Source organism: Halomonas sp. KX33721 (assembly GCF_001596805.1).
Classification (GTDB): Bacteria; Pseudomonadota; Gammaproteobacteria; order Pseudomonadales; family Halomonadaceae; genus Vreelandella; species Vreelandella aquamarina.
Genome location: NZ_LVIA01000042.1, coordinates 1 through 16,890, shown reverse-complemented (window position 1 = coordinate 16,890; position 16,890 = coordinate 1). Strand labels below are relative to the sequence as shown.

Below are 16,890 nucleotides of genomic sequence, written 5' to 3'. Positions count from 1 at the left end.
GCAGCCACTTACTGAACCCAGACTCAAGGAGGAGTGTCGTGCGACATTTGCTACGCTCACTGGTATTCACTAGCAGCGCACTTTGGGCGACCGGCGTTGCTGCCTCGCCGTTCTATGCGCCGCCGCCTCCGAAAGAGGACACCCCCGAATTTAGCGGCGATGCGGAGCTTGGTTTTACCCGTCTTTCTGGCAACACCGATAGCCAAACACTGATCGGCAAATCGCGTCTGACCTGGCTGACCGGTCAGTTGACCCATTCGCTGCGAGGGGAAGTGCGTAACGTCAGCAAGGATGGCGAAACCAGCGCGGAGCAATATCTGCTCGCAGGGCGTGAACGCTACGACTTTAGCGGGCCGCACTACCTGTTTGGCTTTGCCCGCTGGGAGAAGGACCGTTTTGCCGGGTACGACCAACAGCTTTCGGTAATTGGTGGCTATGGACGGCAGTTGTTAGAGAATAAGCAGCACACGCTCTCGCTGGAAGCAGGCCCGGGTTACCGCAATGATCGCCCGCGAAAAGAAGATAACCAGCAGTTGGCCGTGGCCTATACCGCGCTGGACTACCGCTACCGACTCTCTGATTACGCTGATATTGCCCAGGAGATGTCGGTAGAGTACACCGATGCAAACACCACCGGCCGTTCGCTAACGGCGCTTACCGCCCGTCTTAACGCTAGGCTGTCGCTGCGCCTCTCTTATGAAGTGAAGCACAACTCACAACCCCCGGAGGATGCCAGCGAGCGCACTGATACCACGACCAGCGCCTCGCTGCTGTATAGCTGGTAGCACCATCATGGTGCTACCCACGCCGATTAGAAGTGAAATTTAACCAGTGCACTCACCGCGCTTTCCGTATCCATAACGCTGTCGGAAAGGCCATATTTATTGTGCCAGTAGGAGTACTCAATCCCTGCGTAGAGCACCCCTGGACGGCCACGGTAGTGCCCTAAGTCTAATTTTAGCTGTGGGTTGAAATGAAACTCTGCGTCATGGTCCGATGCCGACGTTGAGTAGTCGATATAGCCATCAAACAGAAAACGCGATGCTCCCACCTCAAACGGCGCACCCCAGGTGAGCGTCATTTGCAGATCATCGGCGATTTCACTGTTATTGACGTAGTAGAACGTGCTGTTGAAGTACGTTGTGCCTGGCACGTCCCAGGCGAAGCTCACGCCTGTCAGAATGTTGGTAGCATTGGTGCCGCCGCCAAATTCATAGGTTCCTGCTAGCGACACATCTTTCAGCGCGCCCCGCTGCAAATCGACGCCACTTAGCCAGCCAAGGCTGAGCGTTGGGGAGAATTCGCCATACAGATCGTCGTCACCATCGGCTTTACCTCGCCCTTGGTTACGATCCACAAACAAAAAAAGTGCCGCCCCAGTCGTGTGCCGTCACGTTTTCAAAGGTGACATAGGTATCGGTGCGCTCATTACGCCCAAACGCTTGGTACTGATCGCTATATAGCAGCGAGATACTTGAGTCTGAAAATAGTTTTTCAGCCGAGGCAAGCGGTGATATCAACATGGCAGCGGCTAAACTAGCGATGGGTAAATATTTCATTGGGTCCCCTTATTGTTCAACACTGGCTATGCCAGCAAATTCAGTTAAACCGCAGCGGTACTTCGCCGCTACGGCGTTTCTTTTCTCAACTACGGTGTGCCCAGGCAGTCATACGCTTTTCTAATTGGGCAAACAGTTCGTACATCACCATGGCCATCGCGCTGATCACCAGCAGCCCGGCGAATACCAGCCCCATACGCATTTGCGAACCAGCGCTCATCATCAGGTAGCCGATGCCCTGGTTAGAGGCGACGGTTTCCGATACGACGGTGCCCACAAACGCTAGGGTGATGGCGATTTTCAACGAGGCAAAAAAGTACGGCAGCGAACGCGGCAGCCCTACTTTCAAAAGCACATCCATGCGCCGCGCACCCAGTACTCGCAGCACGTCTTCCATTTCTGGCTCCAGGGTTGCCAGCCCTGTGGCCACATTCACGACAATGGGAAAAAAGCAGATTAAAAAGGCAGTGAGAATCGCAGGTACCGAACCGATACCAAACCAGACCACCAGAATTGGCACAAAGGCCACTTTAGGAATGGCATTAAACCCCACCAGCAGCGGGTAGCAGGCGTTATACAAAAAGCGCGACGAGCCGATGATAAAGCCCAGCACTAACCCGACCGCCACTCCCAACCCAAAACCGATCAGCGTGGTCCAGAAGGTTTGCCAAGAGTGCTGACCAATGGGGCCTGCATAGGTAATCAACGCCTGCGCGGTTTCCAAGGCGCCGGGGAAGATAAAGCTCGGTACGTTAAATAGCCGCACCGTGACTTCCCAGATCATCACCAGCACCACCACCGCGATCCAGGGCGCCAGACGTTCAATCAGTTTGCTATTTACGGTCATAAAAAATGCCTTAATGGTGCCGACGCAGAGAGTCATCGATCAGGTGCTACGCACTTCGCCAATCTGGGCGCGTAGTTCCTGCACCAGATCAATAAAGGGTTTTTCGTAGGTGGTCTCCAACGCTCGGGGGCGAGGCAGCTCAATGGAGCGACGCTCAATCACGCGACCTGGGCGGCGGCTCATCACATACACCGTATCGGCTAAGAAGGCCGCTTCACGAAGGTCATGGGTCACCAGCACAACGGTAAATCGCTGGGCTTCCCATAAATCCCGCAGTACGCACCACAGCTCTTCGCGTGTAAACGCATCCAGCGCGCCAAACGGTTCATCCAACATCAGCAGACGCGGCTGGTGGATCAGCGCCCGGCAAATGGACGCCCGCTGCTGCATACCGCCTGATAGCTGCCAAGGGTATTTATTCTCATGCTCGGCGAGCCCGACGGTTTTCAGCAGTGAGCGCGCCCAGCCCACAAACTCCTCGCGGCGCTTACGAAACTGCCGACGGTAGGGCTCAACAATTTCCAGCGGCAGCAGCACGTTATCCAGCGTGGTACGCCAGGGCAGCAGGTTGGCATTCTGAAACGCCATACCGGAGATTTTCAGTGGTCCGGTGACCGGCGCGCCATCCACGCTGACACTCCCTTGGGTAGGTGCGTGCAGGCCCGTGCATAACTTCATAAAGGTGGATTTGCCACACCCTGACGGCCCCACGAAGGCGACGAACTCGCCTTCGTGGATCGACAGGTCGATATCTTCGATGGCGTTGCCCGCGCCGTCGTACGCCAGGCTGACGTCATCGAAGCGGACGAACGCTGCCGACATCACTCCGCCTCCGGCAGCAGCATGCGCTCTTCTACCGGCGGCAGGTAGCGGGAGTCAAAGACCTGATCGGGGGATGGCAACGTGGGCAGATCGTAAGCATCCGCCACCAGTTGAATCGCCTGGCTCAGCCGCTCGTCATCCACACCGCCCACACCATATTCACGGGCATCGGGGGTATCCACCACGCTCTCCAACGCCAGCTTCAGGCGACGCGTTTCCATCTCGACATCGATCAGGCCGTCGCGGTTACGCACGTACTCGATGGCTGCTTCGGGGTCTGCCAGGGTCTCTCCCAGCGCACGGTTGAAGGCGCGCAGGAAGCCCTTCACGGCCTCGGGGTTGGCATCGGCAAAGGCATCACTGACCAGAATCGCGTTGCCGTACAGCGGGACGCCGTAGTCGGGGAACGGCATGATGGTCAGCTCGTCTTCGCTCATGCCGCGCTCTTCCAGGTTGAGCAGGCTGGTGAAGTAGAAGCCGGTGATGGCATCGACATCGCCCCGGGTCAGCAGGGTTTCGCGTAGCGCAGGGTCGACGTTTTGCCACGCCACCGCGTCGGCCTCCAGCCCATTGGCAGCGGCAAAGATGCCCCAGGCGCGATAGCCGGTGTCGAAGGCCGGGGCGGCGATGGTCTTGCCTGCCAGGTCAGCGGGGCTCTCGATGCCGCTCTCCTTGCGCGCAAACACCGCCGCGGGCGTGCCGTCATAAACGATATAGACGCCCTTGATGCCGGGGCCTTCCGGGTTTTCCGCAAGGAATTCGACCAGCGCGTTGAGATCGCCAAAGCCCATCTCATAGGCGCCCGAGGCCACCCGGTTCACCGCCCCTGCAGAGCCGCTTCCCGAATCGATCTGAACCTGCAGACCTTCTTCGGCGAAGTAGCCTTTTTCGGCTGCCATCAGAAACGGCGCTGCCGGGCCTTCGAAGCGCCAGTCCAGCTGGAAGCGAATCGAGGTCGTCTCGGCAGCAGCGCCGAGCGGCATCATCAGCACCGCGCCAAATAGCGCTAGCGGAAACAAAGAGGAACGGGCAGTACGGGAGCGAGTCGGCATGGCAGTGAACACCTTGTATACAAAATTTGCAGAGGCTATGCAGAAACGCCGCCATCTTTTGCTTTTTACTTTTTATTCATGAGCTTAGGCCCGAAAATGGATCATTCACCGCCCTCGAAAGCGCCAAAATGGTGCGCCACGCATTGGCCGCGCACCATTAGAAAACATTTTTGATCAAGCCGTTAGACTTTGGTCTAGGTCGGCGGTATACTGTGCTCAGTTTCCTGTCCTCGCGCCATTCATTGAATGGCGCTTTTTTTTGCTTTGAAAACCTGGGGCCAGCGGCGTTAAGTCGGCTCCCTCTTGGGTTTATTAAGCTAAAGGTTCTGCTCCCGCTCTTTCCTGCAACCTCCCATTCCAAATAGGTGCTCTTCATGAACCAACCTGCCCAACGCGCCGAGGGGCCCTCGCGGTTTTCCCTCGGCGATCCTATCGTGCTGGTGCTTAGCATCGGCTTCATCGTGGCGTTTCTGGCGCTTTCGTTTTACGACATTGACCTAGTCGCCAATTCCATCAGCGCAGGCTTTGCCTGGACCGCGCTGGTGCTGGGCAGCTATTTCCAGCTGCTGCTTCTGCTGACGTTTTTTATCGCCATTGGCGTGGCGTTAACGCCTGCGGCAAAAGCTAAGATCGGCAATCTCGATGCACCAGAAATGAGCACCTTTAAGTGGCTCTCGATCATTCTATGTACGCTGTTAGCCGGTGGTGGGGTGTTTTTTGCCGCAGGCGAGCCGGTGTACCACTTTGTGGTTACCCCACCCGCCTTTGATACCGAAGCGGGCACCGCTGAAGCGGTATCCGGCGCGCTGGCGCAGTCGTTTATGCACTGGGGCTTTATGGCCTGGGCGGTGCTGGGCTCGCTCACTGCCGTGGTGCTGGCACATGCGCACTACGTGAAAGGCCAACCGCTGCAGCCGCGAACGCTGCTCTACCCTGTTTTGGGAGAGCGCTTGATGCGTGGCCCGCTGGGCGGCTTAGTGGATGCCTGCTGCGTGATTGCGCTGGTGGCGGGCACAGTCGGCCCCATCGGCTTTTTGGCCACTCAGGTAAGCTTTGGCCTGCATGAGCTGTTTGGCCTGCCGGAAGGCTACACCGGGCAGCTGATGATTCTGGCCGTACTGGGCACTGTTTATGTGCTCTCTTCGATGAGCGGGGTGCATAAAGGCATCCAACTGCTGAGCCGTTTCAACGTACTGCTGGCCTTAGCGATCGGTGCCGTGATTATCGTGTTCGGCCCCACGCTGTTTTTGGTGAACACCTACGTTTCCAGCATGGGCGCGTATGTCAGCGAGTTTTTCACCATGGCCACGATGACCGCTGAAACCGCCCCGGCGTGGTGGATGCAGTGGTGGACGGTGTTCTTCTTTGCTTGGTTTATCGGCTATGCACCGCTGATGGCGATTTTCGTGGCGCGCATTTCACGGGGCCGCAGCATTCGTGAAATGATTCTGGCGGTTGCCGTACTCGCCCCGATTGCCACCACCGTATGGTTTACGCTACTGGGCGGCTCCGGCATTTACTATCAGTTGACCGGGGTAATTGACCTGACCGAAGCGCTCAACAATTTCCAGTTTGACGTGGCGACTCTCACGGTGGCTCAAGCGCTGCCCGGCGGCACCTGGATGGCACTGGCGATTCTGCTGCTGACCACGATTTTTGTGGCCACCACCGGCGACTCCATGAGCTACGCGATTGCCGTTGTCGGTGCGGGACACGATGCCCCCAGCCCCTGCATGCGCGCTTTCTGGGGCATTGCGATGGCCCTGATGGCGGCCGTGCTGCTGTATATGGGTGCAGGTCAAATTGGCGCGCTGCAGCAGTTTATCGTGATTACCGCGATCCCGGTGTCGCTGATTCTGCTGCCCTCGCTGTGGAACGGCCCGCAGGCGGCTTACGCCATGGCGCGTGAACAGGGCATCATCGAGTGACGATGATCGGCCAATTCTAACTACAGCCCTTCCAACAGCCGCAGAATCATCTGCGGCTGTTGGTTCACCTGGGTCAGCATCGCGATACCCACCTGCTGAAGCAGTTGGGCGCGAATAAGGTTGGAGACTTCTTGCGCGTAGTCGGCGTCTTGAATACGCGACTGGGCAGCGGAGGTGTTAATGATGTTGGTGTTAAGCCCGTCAATGACGCTCTCGAAGCGGTTCTGCACCGCGCCTAAATAGCTGCGCTGGCGGTCGACCTGCTTCATGGCTTCATCCACGACATCCATCGGCTTGGGCGTGGCCGAACCATTATCTAATACGCTGAAGTTATCCAACCCCAGCGCCTGACGCCCCATCGCCGAAAAGCTCACGCCAATCACATCCCCGGCGTTGGCCCCTACCTGAATATTGAGCGTTTTATCGCGCTCGATCAGCTTAATGCCGTTAAAGTTGCTCTGCTCAGCGACGCGGTCAATCTCTTCCAGCCGTTGGTCGATCTCTAACTGAATAGACGCCCGATCTTCTGAGGAATTGGTGCCGTTGAGCGCCTGAACGCTGAGTTCGCGGATGCGCTGAAGGCTGTCGTTGATCAGGTCCAACGAGCCTTCTGCGGTTTGCACCATAGAGATACCGTCGTTGGTATTGCGGATCGCCTGGTTCATACCGCGAATTTGTGCGCCCATGCGATTGGCAATCGCCTGGCCTGCCGGATCATCCTTGGCGCTATTAATACGCAGCCCAGACGACAGACGCTCCATGGAGGTCTGCATTGCTTGCTGGCTACTGCGTAGATTATTCATCACCAGTAGCGACGTGATATTAGTCGCAAGGCTGATCACGGGCTTGACCTCGGAAGTGAACGCAAACAGTGCGGAAGTAGCGTGATTATCGGCCTATCTTTAGAAAACGTGAGCCCTGCCCCGTAAAACTTTCCCAGTCGCTACTATTTTTTTCAGTTCGGTTTTTTCAGTTCGGTCTCTTCAGTACGGCTAGCACTTCGTCCACCGGCCCCCGAACATAGTCGTGATGAAAGTAGCCATCGTCGACCACTTCGCCATCCCAGACCACAATGTCCAAGTCCATGGTCCGGGGGCCAGATTTGATCGGCCCGCGAACACGGCCTAAGCGATGCTCAACCTCTTTTAGGTAGGCTTTAAAGTCGCCCAGCTCAAGCGTAGTGCGCACCACCAGGGCGGCATTTAAGAAGTCTGGCTGCTGCTGAAAGCCTACCGGGGCAGTGCGCACCGCTTCGGAGCGGGCCAGCAGTTCGCACTCACTGCTCAAAATCTCAAGGGCTTTGGCAAAGTGATGCTCTGGCTCAATATTGGTTCCTAGCGAGATAACGCACTCGTGTTGAGCCGACGCGGGCGAGGGAGTTGACGTTACGGGTGACGACCTTAATGACATAACTATATCCCAATATAAGAGGCTGGATGACTAACGGCTGGTGAGCCGATGACCTAGCCCACACCGTTTTAGCGTATAGGCATCAATCGGCGCTCCAACAGAGTAGACGGTTAACCATCCCGTTCAAGCTCTGTACAAGTTATTGACAAACGCTGCGCTCACGCAGAGAGTCTTTTTGATTACCATGACAACGTTAGTTAACAAACACTACCTGCTGCGAGGGATAAAGCAATGGAGACACCTGCTGCACTTGTAACCGGCGGCGCCACGCGCCTGGGCCGCTATTTTGCTGAAGCGCTAGCCGATAAGGGCTTTGATATCGCGTTACACGTGAATAGCTCCCGGGGGGAAGCAGAGGAAGTGGCAGACGCAATTCGCGGCAAGGGTCGTGAGTGCGAGATTCTGCCCTGCAACTTTTTAGAGGATTCGCTAGAAGGATTAATCACCCAAGCTAAAACGCGTTTTCCTGGGTTGAACGTGCTGCTCAATAGCGCCTCAGCTTATGAACCAGCGCCGATTGCCCGTACCGATATGGCCATGCTGGAGACCCAGTTTCGGGTCAATATGTTCACCCCGCTGCTACTCACACGCCATTTTGCCGAGGCGGTAGAGCACGGTCAGGTGATCAACATCATCGACAACAAAGTGGCCTATCACCAATATCCGTATGCGGCGTACCTGCTCTCCAAGAAAAGCCTAGCTGAGATGACCCGTATGGCAGCGCTGGAGTTTGCTCCGCGCCTACGGATTAACGGTATCGCCCCTGGTGTCGTGCTGCCTGCCTCCCAGCGTACCAGCGACTATATCCAGTGGCGCATCGAAGGCATTCCGGTCAATCACCAAGGCAACCCAGCACACCTTGTACAAGCCTTGCACTATTTGCTGGATAATGCCTTTGTGGCCGGGCAAGTGCTATTTGTAGACGGCGGCGAATCGATCAACCTAGAGGGTCGCCACTCCGAAAACTACCCTGGCGAGCGGCGCGACTGACCCAACGCAATGAGGCCGCCCGAAGGCGGCCTCATTGGCTTACCTAAGCGTACGCTTAGGTTTCATCCACATCATCATGGTCCGGCTTATGGTGATCCGGTTCATGCTCAAGCGAGGCTTCGCTACGCTCTGCAAGCGGTACCGTCTCGGTGCGCTTTCTTTCCGCTTTCGCATCCAGAATGCGCACGTTGGCGGGCGGAGTCTTGCCGCCTTTGGTTTCGCCAAAGTAGAGCGTGGTATGCGGGAACGGAATCTCGATACCCGCCGCATCAAAGCGCAGTTTCACTAGGCGGTTGTAGGCACGGCCTACAGCCCACTGATCGCCTGGCGTGGTCTTGATCACGACACGGATATTGACCGAGCTGTCGGCCAGCGCGGTGACACCCGCCACGGTCATATCTGCCAATAGTTTATGACCATGCTCTTCGCTGGCTTTAAGATCTTCGAAGGCCAGCTGTAGCTGCTCGATCGCCTCGTCGATACTTTCGTTGTAACCAATACCGTACTCGCCCACATGGTTGCCGTACTCACGCATGTAGTTGGAGACGGTATCCACACTGGAGAACGGCACGATATGGTAGGTACCGGACAGGTCACGAATGCCCACCGAGCGGATACTCAAACGCTCGGCCGTGCCGGTCACGCCGCCCACGGTCACCACGTCGCCGGTGTTCATGGCGTTCTCTACCTGAATGAACACCCCGGTGATCACATCCTGCACCAGCTTCTGGGCACCAAAACCAATCGCCAGACCCAGCACACCGGCACCAGCAATTAGCGGTCCAATATTGATGCCGATTTCCGAGAGCACGATCATGCCGGTGATGGTCACCATGGCAATGGCCAGCGCATTACGGAACAGGCTCAGCAGCGTTTTGGCACGGGCAGAGGGTTCGCCGTGACCGGTTTCCGGGTTGAGCTTGTGCTCGATCAGGCTTGCCAAGCCCAGCCATATGCCCAGCGACACAATCAGGATCACTGCTACGCTGATCAGGTTACCCACCAGATTGGCACCGCGCTCGGAGGCGTACCAGGCGGCCAGGTCAAAGGCGCCCCAAGCATCCAGCACCACCATGATCACCGCAACGACGATCACCGTGCGCAGCACGCGCAGCGCGTTGGGCACGTAGCTGTTCAACCGGACTTCCAGCAGCGGCAGCTTACGGCGCAGGTCATCGGAGAGTTGAATACGACGACCAATGGTCTGTGTCAGGAACGCAGACAGCAGCAGGCCCACGACCACGGCGCCGAGCGTCTTCAACGTCGCAAAGAGGACAAAGGGCAGCGCATCACCCGGACGGGTAAGCGTCAGCACAAACACCATTAAGAAATAGATCAGCGCGAACAGGTGCCACGTGCGGGCAAACAGCTGCAGCGATACACGGCTCGCCGTCAGCGTCGAGCGCGCGCTCATTTGATTTAGATTATCGCGCAGCCGCACGCGGTTTTTGAGCACCACGCCCACCGCATAAATAAACGCCAGCAGCATAATCAGCGTGCCGACCGCTTGCCCCAGAGAGGCCGCGATATAGAAGTTGACCAGCGGCACGACGACCATCAAGCCATACCCCACCATACCAATCAGGCGTGCCAGCCAGCGGTTCCAGTAGGAGGCTTCTTGGGCCGAGATCGGCAGCAGGCGCAGGCCTTCATAGCGCGAAGAGAACAGCATCCGCACGCTAGCTTTCAATAGCTCAATGACCAGGAAAGCATTTAAAAACAGCGATGCGCGGGTGGATAGCTCACCGGTCTCTCCCACCGCAAAGGTCGCAATCAGGTTACCGCCGACGTACGCCAGCGCCACCAGCAGCACATCCAGCACCGCGGCAATCGCCACGCAGAGCACTAAACGCAGCACCGGCGTTAAGCCACTGCCCTGCTGCGACCAGCTGCTAATCTTGGTAAACAGCGACTTCGCCAAGCGGCGGAACACCATAAAGAGCGCAAAGGTGGCCACAATCACGATACCAAGATTAATGGCAGCACTGATAAACGCTGCCATATCAAAGCTACTGCCTGTGCCCTGGCCAGTGAACATGTTGCCGACAATCGCCGCTGCCTGCTCGATCTGACCGCCCACATCACCTACTACACGGCTGGTCAACTCTGCCAACTGGCGGGGTAGTGAGACGTCCTCGGGCGCTACGTTGCCCCCCGCGGCAGCGGCTTCCGGCGACAGCTCGGCCGCAACGCCAGCAGGCAACTCAGACGCTTGATTACGCAGCAGTTCAATCAGCTCCTGGCGGGCCTGCTCGTCTTCCAGCAGGTCGGCCAGCGCCGCATAAGAGGGCTGCTCTTCAGCGACGGACGCATCGCTCTCGGCGCCTAACGTGGTTTGCGCCATGGCTGGCCCGGCCAGCATGGCGAACAGCGCCAGCATCCAGACGCTGAGCCAGGGGAGTAAACGTAGTGACGTCACACCATAACCTCCTTTTGGGTGAGTATTTGCCATCCTGCCCTCGTTAAAATTCAACCTAAGAATGTTAAACACAGGATAGTGCATCCAATGGAAATGCAAGCTTTGTATAACGCTCGATCCAAAGTGACTAGCGTAACATGACTCGATGTAAGAGACGTTAACGCGGCTGTTTTTGGTACACCAATGAAACCGAGTGAAGGTAATTGCCGTTTATTGGCAGTAAGGCGCCAACCATTGATGGGCCAGCGCAATCAGCAGCCCATAGCGGGCACCTTTTGCTAGCACAATCCAGAGCAGCGCCCGCCACCAGGCAAGGCGCATCACCCCAGCCAGCACGGTGAGCGGGTCGCCAATCACAGGTAACCAGGAGAGTAATAGGCTCGCCTCGCCAAAGCGGTGATACCAGCGCTCGGCACGGGCAAGTCCTTGGGGAGATGCAGGAAACCAGCGGCGATGTTGAAATTGGCGAGCGTAGCGACCAAGAGCCACGTTGATCAAACTGCCCAGCGTGTTGCCAGCCGTCGCCACAACCCACAGCACCAGCGCTGGCTCACCAACACACCATAGCCGCGCCAGCCACACTTCCGAGCCACCAGGCAGCAGGGTGGCGCTGGCTAGCGCCACCCAAAACAGGCTGAACACGATACGCGCCCTCTAACGTTTAACGGGGCAACTGGCCACCGAGCTGCTGGGTAATTTCGTCGGCTATTTGACGCACCAGCGCCCCCAGTACCAGCAGGCGCTCTTCGGGAATACGCGCCATGGGGCCCGAGACGGAAATAGCCGCCAACGGCGTGGCGTGCTCATCGAAAATGCAGGCCGCCACGCAGTGCAGGCCAATCGCATGCTCTTCCCGGTCGCAGGCAAAGCCTTGGGCGCGAATGGCGGCCATTTCCGCCTGCAGTGAATCCGTTTGATACAGGGTATTTTCAGTCACACGGGCCAGCTCGTAGCCGCCTTCTAACAGCGCGCTGCGCTCCTCCTCACTCATCCACGCCAGCAGCGCCTTGCCCACGCCGGAGGCGTGAAGCGGTGCACGGGACCCCAGCCGCGTGATCATGCGCATCATCTGCGGGGATTCGTTTTGAGCCAGGAAGACCGCCGTGGCACCATCACGGATACCCAGGTTCGCCGTTTCGCCGGTTTCTGCGGTTAAGCGGCGCAAAAACGGGCGGCTTTTGGCCACCACGTCGCGTGCTTCTAAAAAGCTGTTACCAATTCGGAAGGTTTTGACGTCGATGCGCCACAGGCCCTGCTCGCTCTCTTGGGTGACAAAGCCCTGGCTTTGCAGCGCCTGAAGCAGGCGATGAGTGGTGGAAGGGGCAAGGTCAGCCATTTCCGCCAGCTCTGAAAGCGCAAGGCCCAGCGGGCTAGCGGATAGATATTCGAGCAGCGTGAGGCCACGCACCAACGATTGGCTATGCCCTCCGCTCGCTTTCGTGGCTCCCGCCGGACGTCCGACTGATCTGCGCTTGGCTTCACTCACCTGACTACTCTCCTGACGGCGCTCAATACGTAAAAAGCCAGCAGGATAACGCGCCGCAGGGGGCGCTGTCGCGTTTACGGAAACAAATTCCACCAATGGCTAGCAGCGTGTACTAGCGATGCTGCCAGCGAGGCGCGCTTTTCGATAAACGCATCGATGCCTTCTGCCACATCGTCGACCAGGATGATTACGCTTTCTCGCGAGTGCCTTGGCGATGGTTATAGCCCAGCGGATGAGGCTCACCACGGGCTTTGGCCAGCTCAATCTGGCGCTGACGCTCGCGGGCGGCGGCGCGGGTTTTCTCAGGCAGTGAGTCGATACAGTGCGGGCAGCTGATGCCGGGCTCGTAGGCCGACGACTGCATATCTTCCTGAGAGATAGGCATCCGGCAGGCGTGGCACTGCTCGTGCTCGCCTTCAGTGAGGTCGTGGCGAACGGTGACCCGGTTATCGAACACGAAGCATTCGCCGCGCCACAGCGACTGCTCTTCCGGCACTTTTTCCAGGTAGTTCAGCACGCCGCCTTTCAGGTGGTAGACCTCTTCGAAGCCCTCTTTCAGCATAAAGCTGGAGGCTTTCTCGCAGCGGATGCCGCCGGTGCAGAACATGGCGACCTTTTTATGCTGCTCCGGGTTGTAGTGCTGGCGCACGTACTCGGGAAACTCGCGGAAAGTAGTCGTTTTCGGGTCCACCGCGCCTTCAAAGCTGCCAATCGCGACTTCGTAGTCGTTACGGGTATCGATCACCAGCACTTCCGGGTCGGAGATCACGTCGTTCCAGTTCTCTGGCTCGACGTAAGTGCCCACGGTGTCGTTGGGGTCGATGCCCGGCACGCCCAGCGTGACGATCTCTTTTTTCAGTTTGACCTTGGTGCGGTAGAACGGCGGCTCGTCGCAAAATGACTCTTTGTGGTCGATATCACTTAAACGTGGGTCGGCGGTGAGCCAAGCCAGCAGCGCGTCGATGCCTTCGCGGCTACCGGCCACGGTGCCGTTGATGCCCTCTTTGGCCAGCAACAGCGTGCCTTTCACGCCGTTATCGACCATGGTTTGGCGCAGCGGCTCGCGCAGTGCTTCAAAGTCGTTCAGGGTGACAAATTTATACAGCGCTGCTACCACAACGGGCGCAGTGGGAGTTGGGGTCGTCATGGAGTGCTCCTGGTAGTCGCCCTCGCAAAGGGCGGACCGGGTCAATAAAGGCGCGCATGATAACAAAAAGCCCGCCGTGGGTGCATCTCGGCGTGTTTGACTCAGATCAACGACACCGCCAATCGTCGATTATTTCGACAACATCATTGAGAAAGCTTCACCCCACGTCACACGCACTCGGTCGTATAGTGGGCGCCAACATAACTCAGTGATGGAGTGCTTTTCATGCAGATTCGTCGTTCCAACGAGCGGGGCTACGCAGACCACGGCTGGCTGCGCTCTTACCACACGTTTTCGTTCGCCAATTACATGGACCCCAACCACATGGGCTTCCGCGCGCTGCGGGTGATCAACGAAGACCGAGTGGCCCCCGGCCACGGCTTTGGCGCCCACCCCCACCGGGATATGGAGATCATCTCCTACGTGCTGGAAGGTGAAATGGAGCACAAGGACAACATGGGCAATGGCGAAGTGATGCGCCCCGGCGATGTGCAGCGCATGACCGCAGGCACGGGCGTACTGCACAGCGAGTTCAACCACTCTCAAGAAAACGGGCTGCACTTTCTGCAAATCTGGATCGAAACCGCCCAGCGTGGCATTCAGCCCAGCTACGAGCAGAAGCACTTCCCCACCGCCGAGCGCCAGGGCCAGTGGCGCTTGGTGCTCTCCCCAGATGGTCGCGATGGCTCAGTGAGCGTGAATCAGGATGTCAACCTGTACGCCAGCCTGCTGAGCGCCGGGGAGCAAGTCACGCCCCCGTCCTCACGCTACGCATGGCTACACGTGGTAAAAGGGGCCGTCGAAGTGAACGGCGAGCGGCTCACCACCGGCGATGCCGCCGCTTTTACGCCGGATGAGCACGTCGAGCTCACCAGCAGCGACGCCAGCGAAGTACTGCTGTTCGACCTGGCCTGATAGGCAAAACGGCCCTTTCGGGCCGTTTTGTGACGCTGCGCGGGTCGGTAATATCAGCTATTCTGCGCCGAATAGAGCACGCGAATCTTCAGCGTGTGCTCTACCTGCCTCAATGCCTCCAGCGCCTGCGGGCCGTAGGCCTTGTCGACATCAATCACCACGTAACCGACCTTATCGTTGGTCTGCAGATACTGGCCAGAAATGTTGATGCCGTTTTCTGACAGCACGCGGTTGATCTGGGAAAGCACGCCGGGCACGTTGTCGTGAATATGCAGCAAACGGTGCTTGTCCGGGTGTGCGGGCAGTGCCACTTCAGGGAAGTTGACCGAGGTGACCGTGGTACCGTTGTCCGAGTACGTGATCAGTTTTTCGGAGACCTCGATACCGATGTTCTCCTGGGCTTCCAGGGTAGAACCACCGATATGCGGCGTCAGAATCACGTTATCCAGGCCGCGCAGCGGGCTTTGGAACTCTTCATCGTTGCCTTTCGGCTCAACCGGGAAGACGTCGATGGCCGCCCCATTGAGTTTTCCTGCTTTAATGGCATCCGCCAGCGGCTCGATTTCCACCACGCTGCCACGGGCGGCATTGATCAGGATAGCGCCATCCTTCATGGCGGCGATCTCTTTCGCGCCAATCATCCAGCGGGTAGAGGGCAGGTCCGGCACGTGCAGGCTGACCACGTCCGAACGATCCAGCAACTCCTCCAGGCTGGCGACCTGGCTGGCATTACCCATACCCAGCTTAGTGATCACATCGTAGTAAATCACGTTGAAGCCGAGCGACTCTGCCAATACAGAGAGCTGTGCGCCGATACTGCCGTAACCCACGATACCGAGGGTTTTACCGCGCGCTTCGTGGGAGTTTTTCGCCGACTTCAGCCAGCCGCCCTGGTGCGCGCGAGCATTCTTCTCGGGAATACCGCGCAGCAGCATAATGGCTTCTGCCAGTACCAGCTCCGCCACTGAGCGGGTGTTGGAGTAAGGCGCATTAAATACCGCGATACCGCGCTTGAGCGCCGCATCCAGGTCAACTTGGTTGGTACCGATACAGAAACAGCCAACGCTTACTAACTTCTCGGCCGCCTCAAACACGCGCTCGGTTAGCTGAGTGCGGGAGCGGATGCCGATAAAGTGAACATCACGAATCTTCTCGATCAGCGACTCTTCATCCAGCGAAGTCGGCAGATGCTCGATGTTCTCGTAACCTGCGTTGTGAAAATTGTCCACCGCGCTTTGGTGGACGCCCTCGAGTAGCAGGATCTTGATCTTGCTCTTTTCCAGGGACGTTTTGGCCATGGCTGAATCAACCTCTATGGTCGGCGGCATGCGCCGTGTATCGGTTCACGGGAGGCCCGTATAGTAGCACAGCCGCTTGCGCTCCCGGTGTCTTGGCGTGATGAAAAGTGTGCGCTTTCAAGATGAACAGAGTACAAGTCGAACAATCAACCCATAGGGAGGGCAGACGCCACCCCCTCGCCTCGGTGTATACTGTGCGTTTATTTAACAGCATCCGCAGCCACACTCGTCGCCCTTGCTGATACCAGGGCGCCCGGAAAACGGTAGGCATTGCCCAATGAGCGACACCACACCCCCACAAGATTTTGCCGCAACGGTTGCCCAGCTAGAGACCATTGTGGAACGCCTGGAGTCCGGCGAACTCTCATTGGAAGATGCGCTGACCGCTTTTGAGCAGGGCGTTCGCCTGACCCGCGACGCCCAGCAGCGCCTCGATAGCGCTGAGCTAAAAGTACGGGCCCTGAGCGAAGACCCCGACGGCAAACTGGCAGTTGCCCCGTTCGCAGGAGCCCAGGATGCTGGCAACGACAGCGAGGAGACGCCGCCATGGTGACCGCCCACGCCTCCCGACTAGCCACGCTGCGCCATGCCAGCAGCACCCGAGTGGATGCCACGCTGGCCGCGCTATTCGATGCACGCCCAGCGGTAGATGAGCGTTTAGAGGCGGCCATGCGCCACGGGCTTTTGGTCGGCGGCAAACGTTTGCGCCCGCTGCTGGTCTATTTAGCAGGTCAAGCCCTTGGGGCAAGTGACGACGCCCTGGATGCTCCCGCGGCGGCCATCGAGCTGATTCACGCCTACTCGCTGATTCACGACGACCTGCCCGCCATGGATGATGACGACCTGCGCCGCGGCCAGCCCACGGTGCATAAAGCCTTTGATGAGGCGACGGCTATTTTAGCGGGCGATGCCTTGCAAGCCCTGGCGTTTGAAGTGCTGGCCAGCCGCCCGCACCCGCGCCTGGGCCAGCTAGTCACCACGCTGGCGGTCGCCTCTGGCCGCGATGGCATGGTGGCT

General features: G+C 58.1%; 18 protein-coding genes. 6 read left to right on the top strand and 12 right to left on the bottom strand.

The features are described 5' to 3' along the window. Nucleotides 1-47 precede the first annotated feature (47 nt). Nucleotides 48-785, top strand: coding sequence for a DUF481 domain-containing protein (locus A3220_RS14720; RefSeq protein WP_044629928.1), 738 nt, complete (start codon nt 48-50; stop codon nt 783-785). Between the two features lie 26 nt (nt 786-811). Here A3220_RS14720 and A3220_RS14715 read toward each other — a convergent pair whose 3' ends face one another. The 5 genes from A3220_RS14715 to A3220_RS14700 form a co-directional block, all read right to left on the bottom strand. After that, the gene (locus tag A3220_RS14715) at nt 812-1,357 is read right to left on the bottom strand and encodes an outer membrane protein OmpK (RefSeq protein WP_252860492.1); all 546 of its coding nucleotides are present in this window, start codon (nt 1,355-1,357) and stop codon (nt 812-814) included. After that, nucleotides 1,347-1,559: a hypothetical protein gene (locus A3220_RS17590; protein ID WP_217284294.1), complete on the bottom strand. Its 213-nt coding sequence runs from the start codon at nt 1,557-1,559 to the stop codon at nt 1,347-1,349. Before A3220_RS17590 ends, A3220_RS14715 begins: the two co-directional genes overlap by 11 nt. A gap of 85 nt (nt 1,560-1,644) precedes the next feature. Beyond that, nucleotides 1,645-2,406, bottom strand: a complete 762-nt coding sequence (locus tag A3220_RS14710) for an ABC transporter permease (protein WP_044629920.1) — start codon at nt 2,404-2,406, stop codon at nt 1,645-1,647. Between the two features lie 39 nt (nt 2,407-2,445). Further along, on the bottom strand, nt 2,446-3,228 hold the full coding sequence (locus tag A3220_RS14705) for an ABC transporter ATP-binding protein (RefSeq protein WP_062375517.1): 783 nt from the start codon (nt 3,226-3,228) through the stop codon (nt 2,446-2,448). Next, nucleotides 3,228-4,280, bottom strand: coding sequence for an ABC transporter substrate-binding protein (locus A3220_RS14700; RefSeq protein WP_062375516.1), 1,053 nt, complete (start codon nt 4,278-4,280; stop codon nt 3,228-3,230). The genes A3220_RS14705 and A3220_RS14700 overlap by 1 nt, the downstream gene beginning before the upstream one ends. A 374-nt stretch (nt 4,281-4,654) precedes the next feature. Between A3220_RS14700 and A3220_RS14695 the strand changes: the two genes are divergently transcribed. Then, nucleotides 4,655-6,208, top strand: a complete 1,554-nt coding sequence (locus A3220_RS14695) for a BCCT family transporter (protein ID WP_062375514.1) — start codon at nt 4,655-4,657, stop codon at nt 6,206-6,208. A gap of 20 nt (nt 6,209-6,228) precedes the next feature. Here the strand turns inward: A3220_RS14695 and A3220_RS14690 are convergent, their stop codons facing one another. Further along, on the bottom strand, nt 6,229-7,050 hold the full coding sequence (locus A3220_RS14690; protein WP_062375513.1) for a flagellin: 822 nt from the start codon (nt 7,048-7,050) through the stop codon (nt 6,229-6,231). Between the two features lie 127 nt (nt 7,051-7,177). Next, nucleotides 7,178-7,618: a 2-amino-4-hydroxy-6-hydroxymethyldihydropteridine diphosphokinase gene (gene folK / locus A3220_RS14685; protein WP_062359198.1), complete on the bottom strand. Its 441-nt coding sequence runs from the start codon at nt 7,616-7,618 to the stop codon at nt 7,178-7,180. 231 nt (nt 7,619-7,849) lie between these two features. On the opposite strand from folK, the gene A3220_RS14680 reads away from it, so the two are divergent. Next, nucleotides 7,850-8,608, top strand: a complete 759-nt coding sequence (locus tag A3220_RS14680) for an SDR family oxidoreductase (RefSeq protein ID WP_044629914.1) — start codon at nt 7,850-7,852, stop codon at nt 8,606-8,608. Between the two features lie 55 nt (nt 8,609-8,663). Here the strand turns inward: A3220_RS14680 and ybiO are convergent, their stop codons facing one another. The 4 genes from ybiO to A3220_RS14660 all read right to left on the bottom strand — a co-directional run bounded on the left by ybiO (nt 8,664) and on the right by A3220_RS14660 (nt 13,660). Beyond that, nucleotides 8,664-11,027, bottom strand: a complete 2,364-nt coding sequence (gene ybiO, locus A3220_RS14675; RefSeq protein WP_062375511.1) for a mechanosensitive channel protein — start codon at nt 11,025-11,027, stop codon at nt 8,664-8,666. A gap of 210 nt (nt 11,028-11,237) precedes the next feature. After that, the gene (locus tag A3220_RS14670) at nt 11,238-11,669 is read right to left on the bottom strand and encodes a YqaA family protein (protein WP_058579789.1); all 432 of its coding nucleotides are present in this window, start codon (nt 11,667-11,669) and stop codon (nt 11,238-11,240) included. A gap of 19 nt (nt 11,670-11,688) precedes the next feature. Then, entirely contained in the window at nt 11,689-12,513 is an 825-nt protein-coding gene (locus tag A3220_RS14665) for an IclR family transcriptional regulator C-terminal domain-containing protein (protein ID WP_058579788.1), read from the bottom strand. Nucleotides 12,514-12,700: 187 nt separating this feature from the next. Next, complete coding sequence (locus A3220_RS14660; protein WP_062375509.1) at nt 12,701-13,660, bottom strand: rhodanese-related sulfurtransferase; 960 nt, start codon at nt 13,658-13,660, stop codon at nt 12,701-12,703. Between the two features lie 225 nt (nt 13,661-13,885). Between A3220_RS14660 and A3220_RS14655 the strand changes: the two genes are divergently transcribed. Next, entirely contained in the window at nt 13,886-14,575 is a 690-nt protein-coding gene (locus A3220_RS14655) for a pirin family protein (protein WP_062375508.1), read from the top strand. Nucleotides 14,576-14,628: 53 nt separating this feature from the next. On the opposite strand, the gene serA is transcribed toward A3220_RS14655, so the two are convergent. Further along, nucleotides 14,629-15,873 carry a phosphoglycerate dehydrogenase gene (serA, locus tag A3220_RS14650; protein WP_062375506.1) on the bottom strand — a complete coding sequence of 415 codons (1,245 nt, stop codon included), beginning with the start codon at nt 15,871-15,873 and terminating at the stop codon, nt 14,629-14,631. A 277-nt stretch (nt 15,874-16,150) separates the two neighbouring features. Here serA and A3220_RS14645 point away from each other — a divergent pair, with 277 nt between their 5' ends. Both A3220_RS14645 and A3220_RS14640 read left to right on the top strand, forming a co-directional pair. Next, nucleotides 16,151-16,426 carry an exodeoxyribonuclease VII small subunit gene (locus A3220_RS14645; protein ID WP_062375504.1) on the top strand — a complete coding sequence of 92 codons (276 nt, stop codon included), beginning with the start codon at nt 16,151-16,153 and terminating at the stop codon, nt 16,424-16,426. Continuing rightward, nucleotides 16,420-16,890: polyprenyl synthetase family protein (locus tag A3220_RS14640; RefSeq protein WP_174524472.1), on the top strand; the 471-nt coding region annotated here is incomplete at its 3' end. The genes A3220_RS14645 and A3220_RS14640, both read left to right, overlap by 7 nt.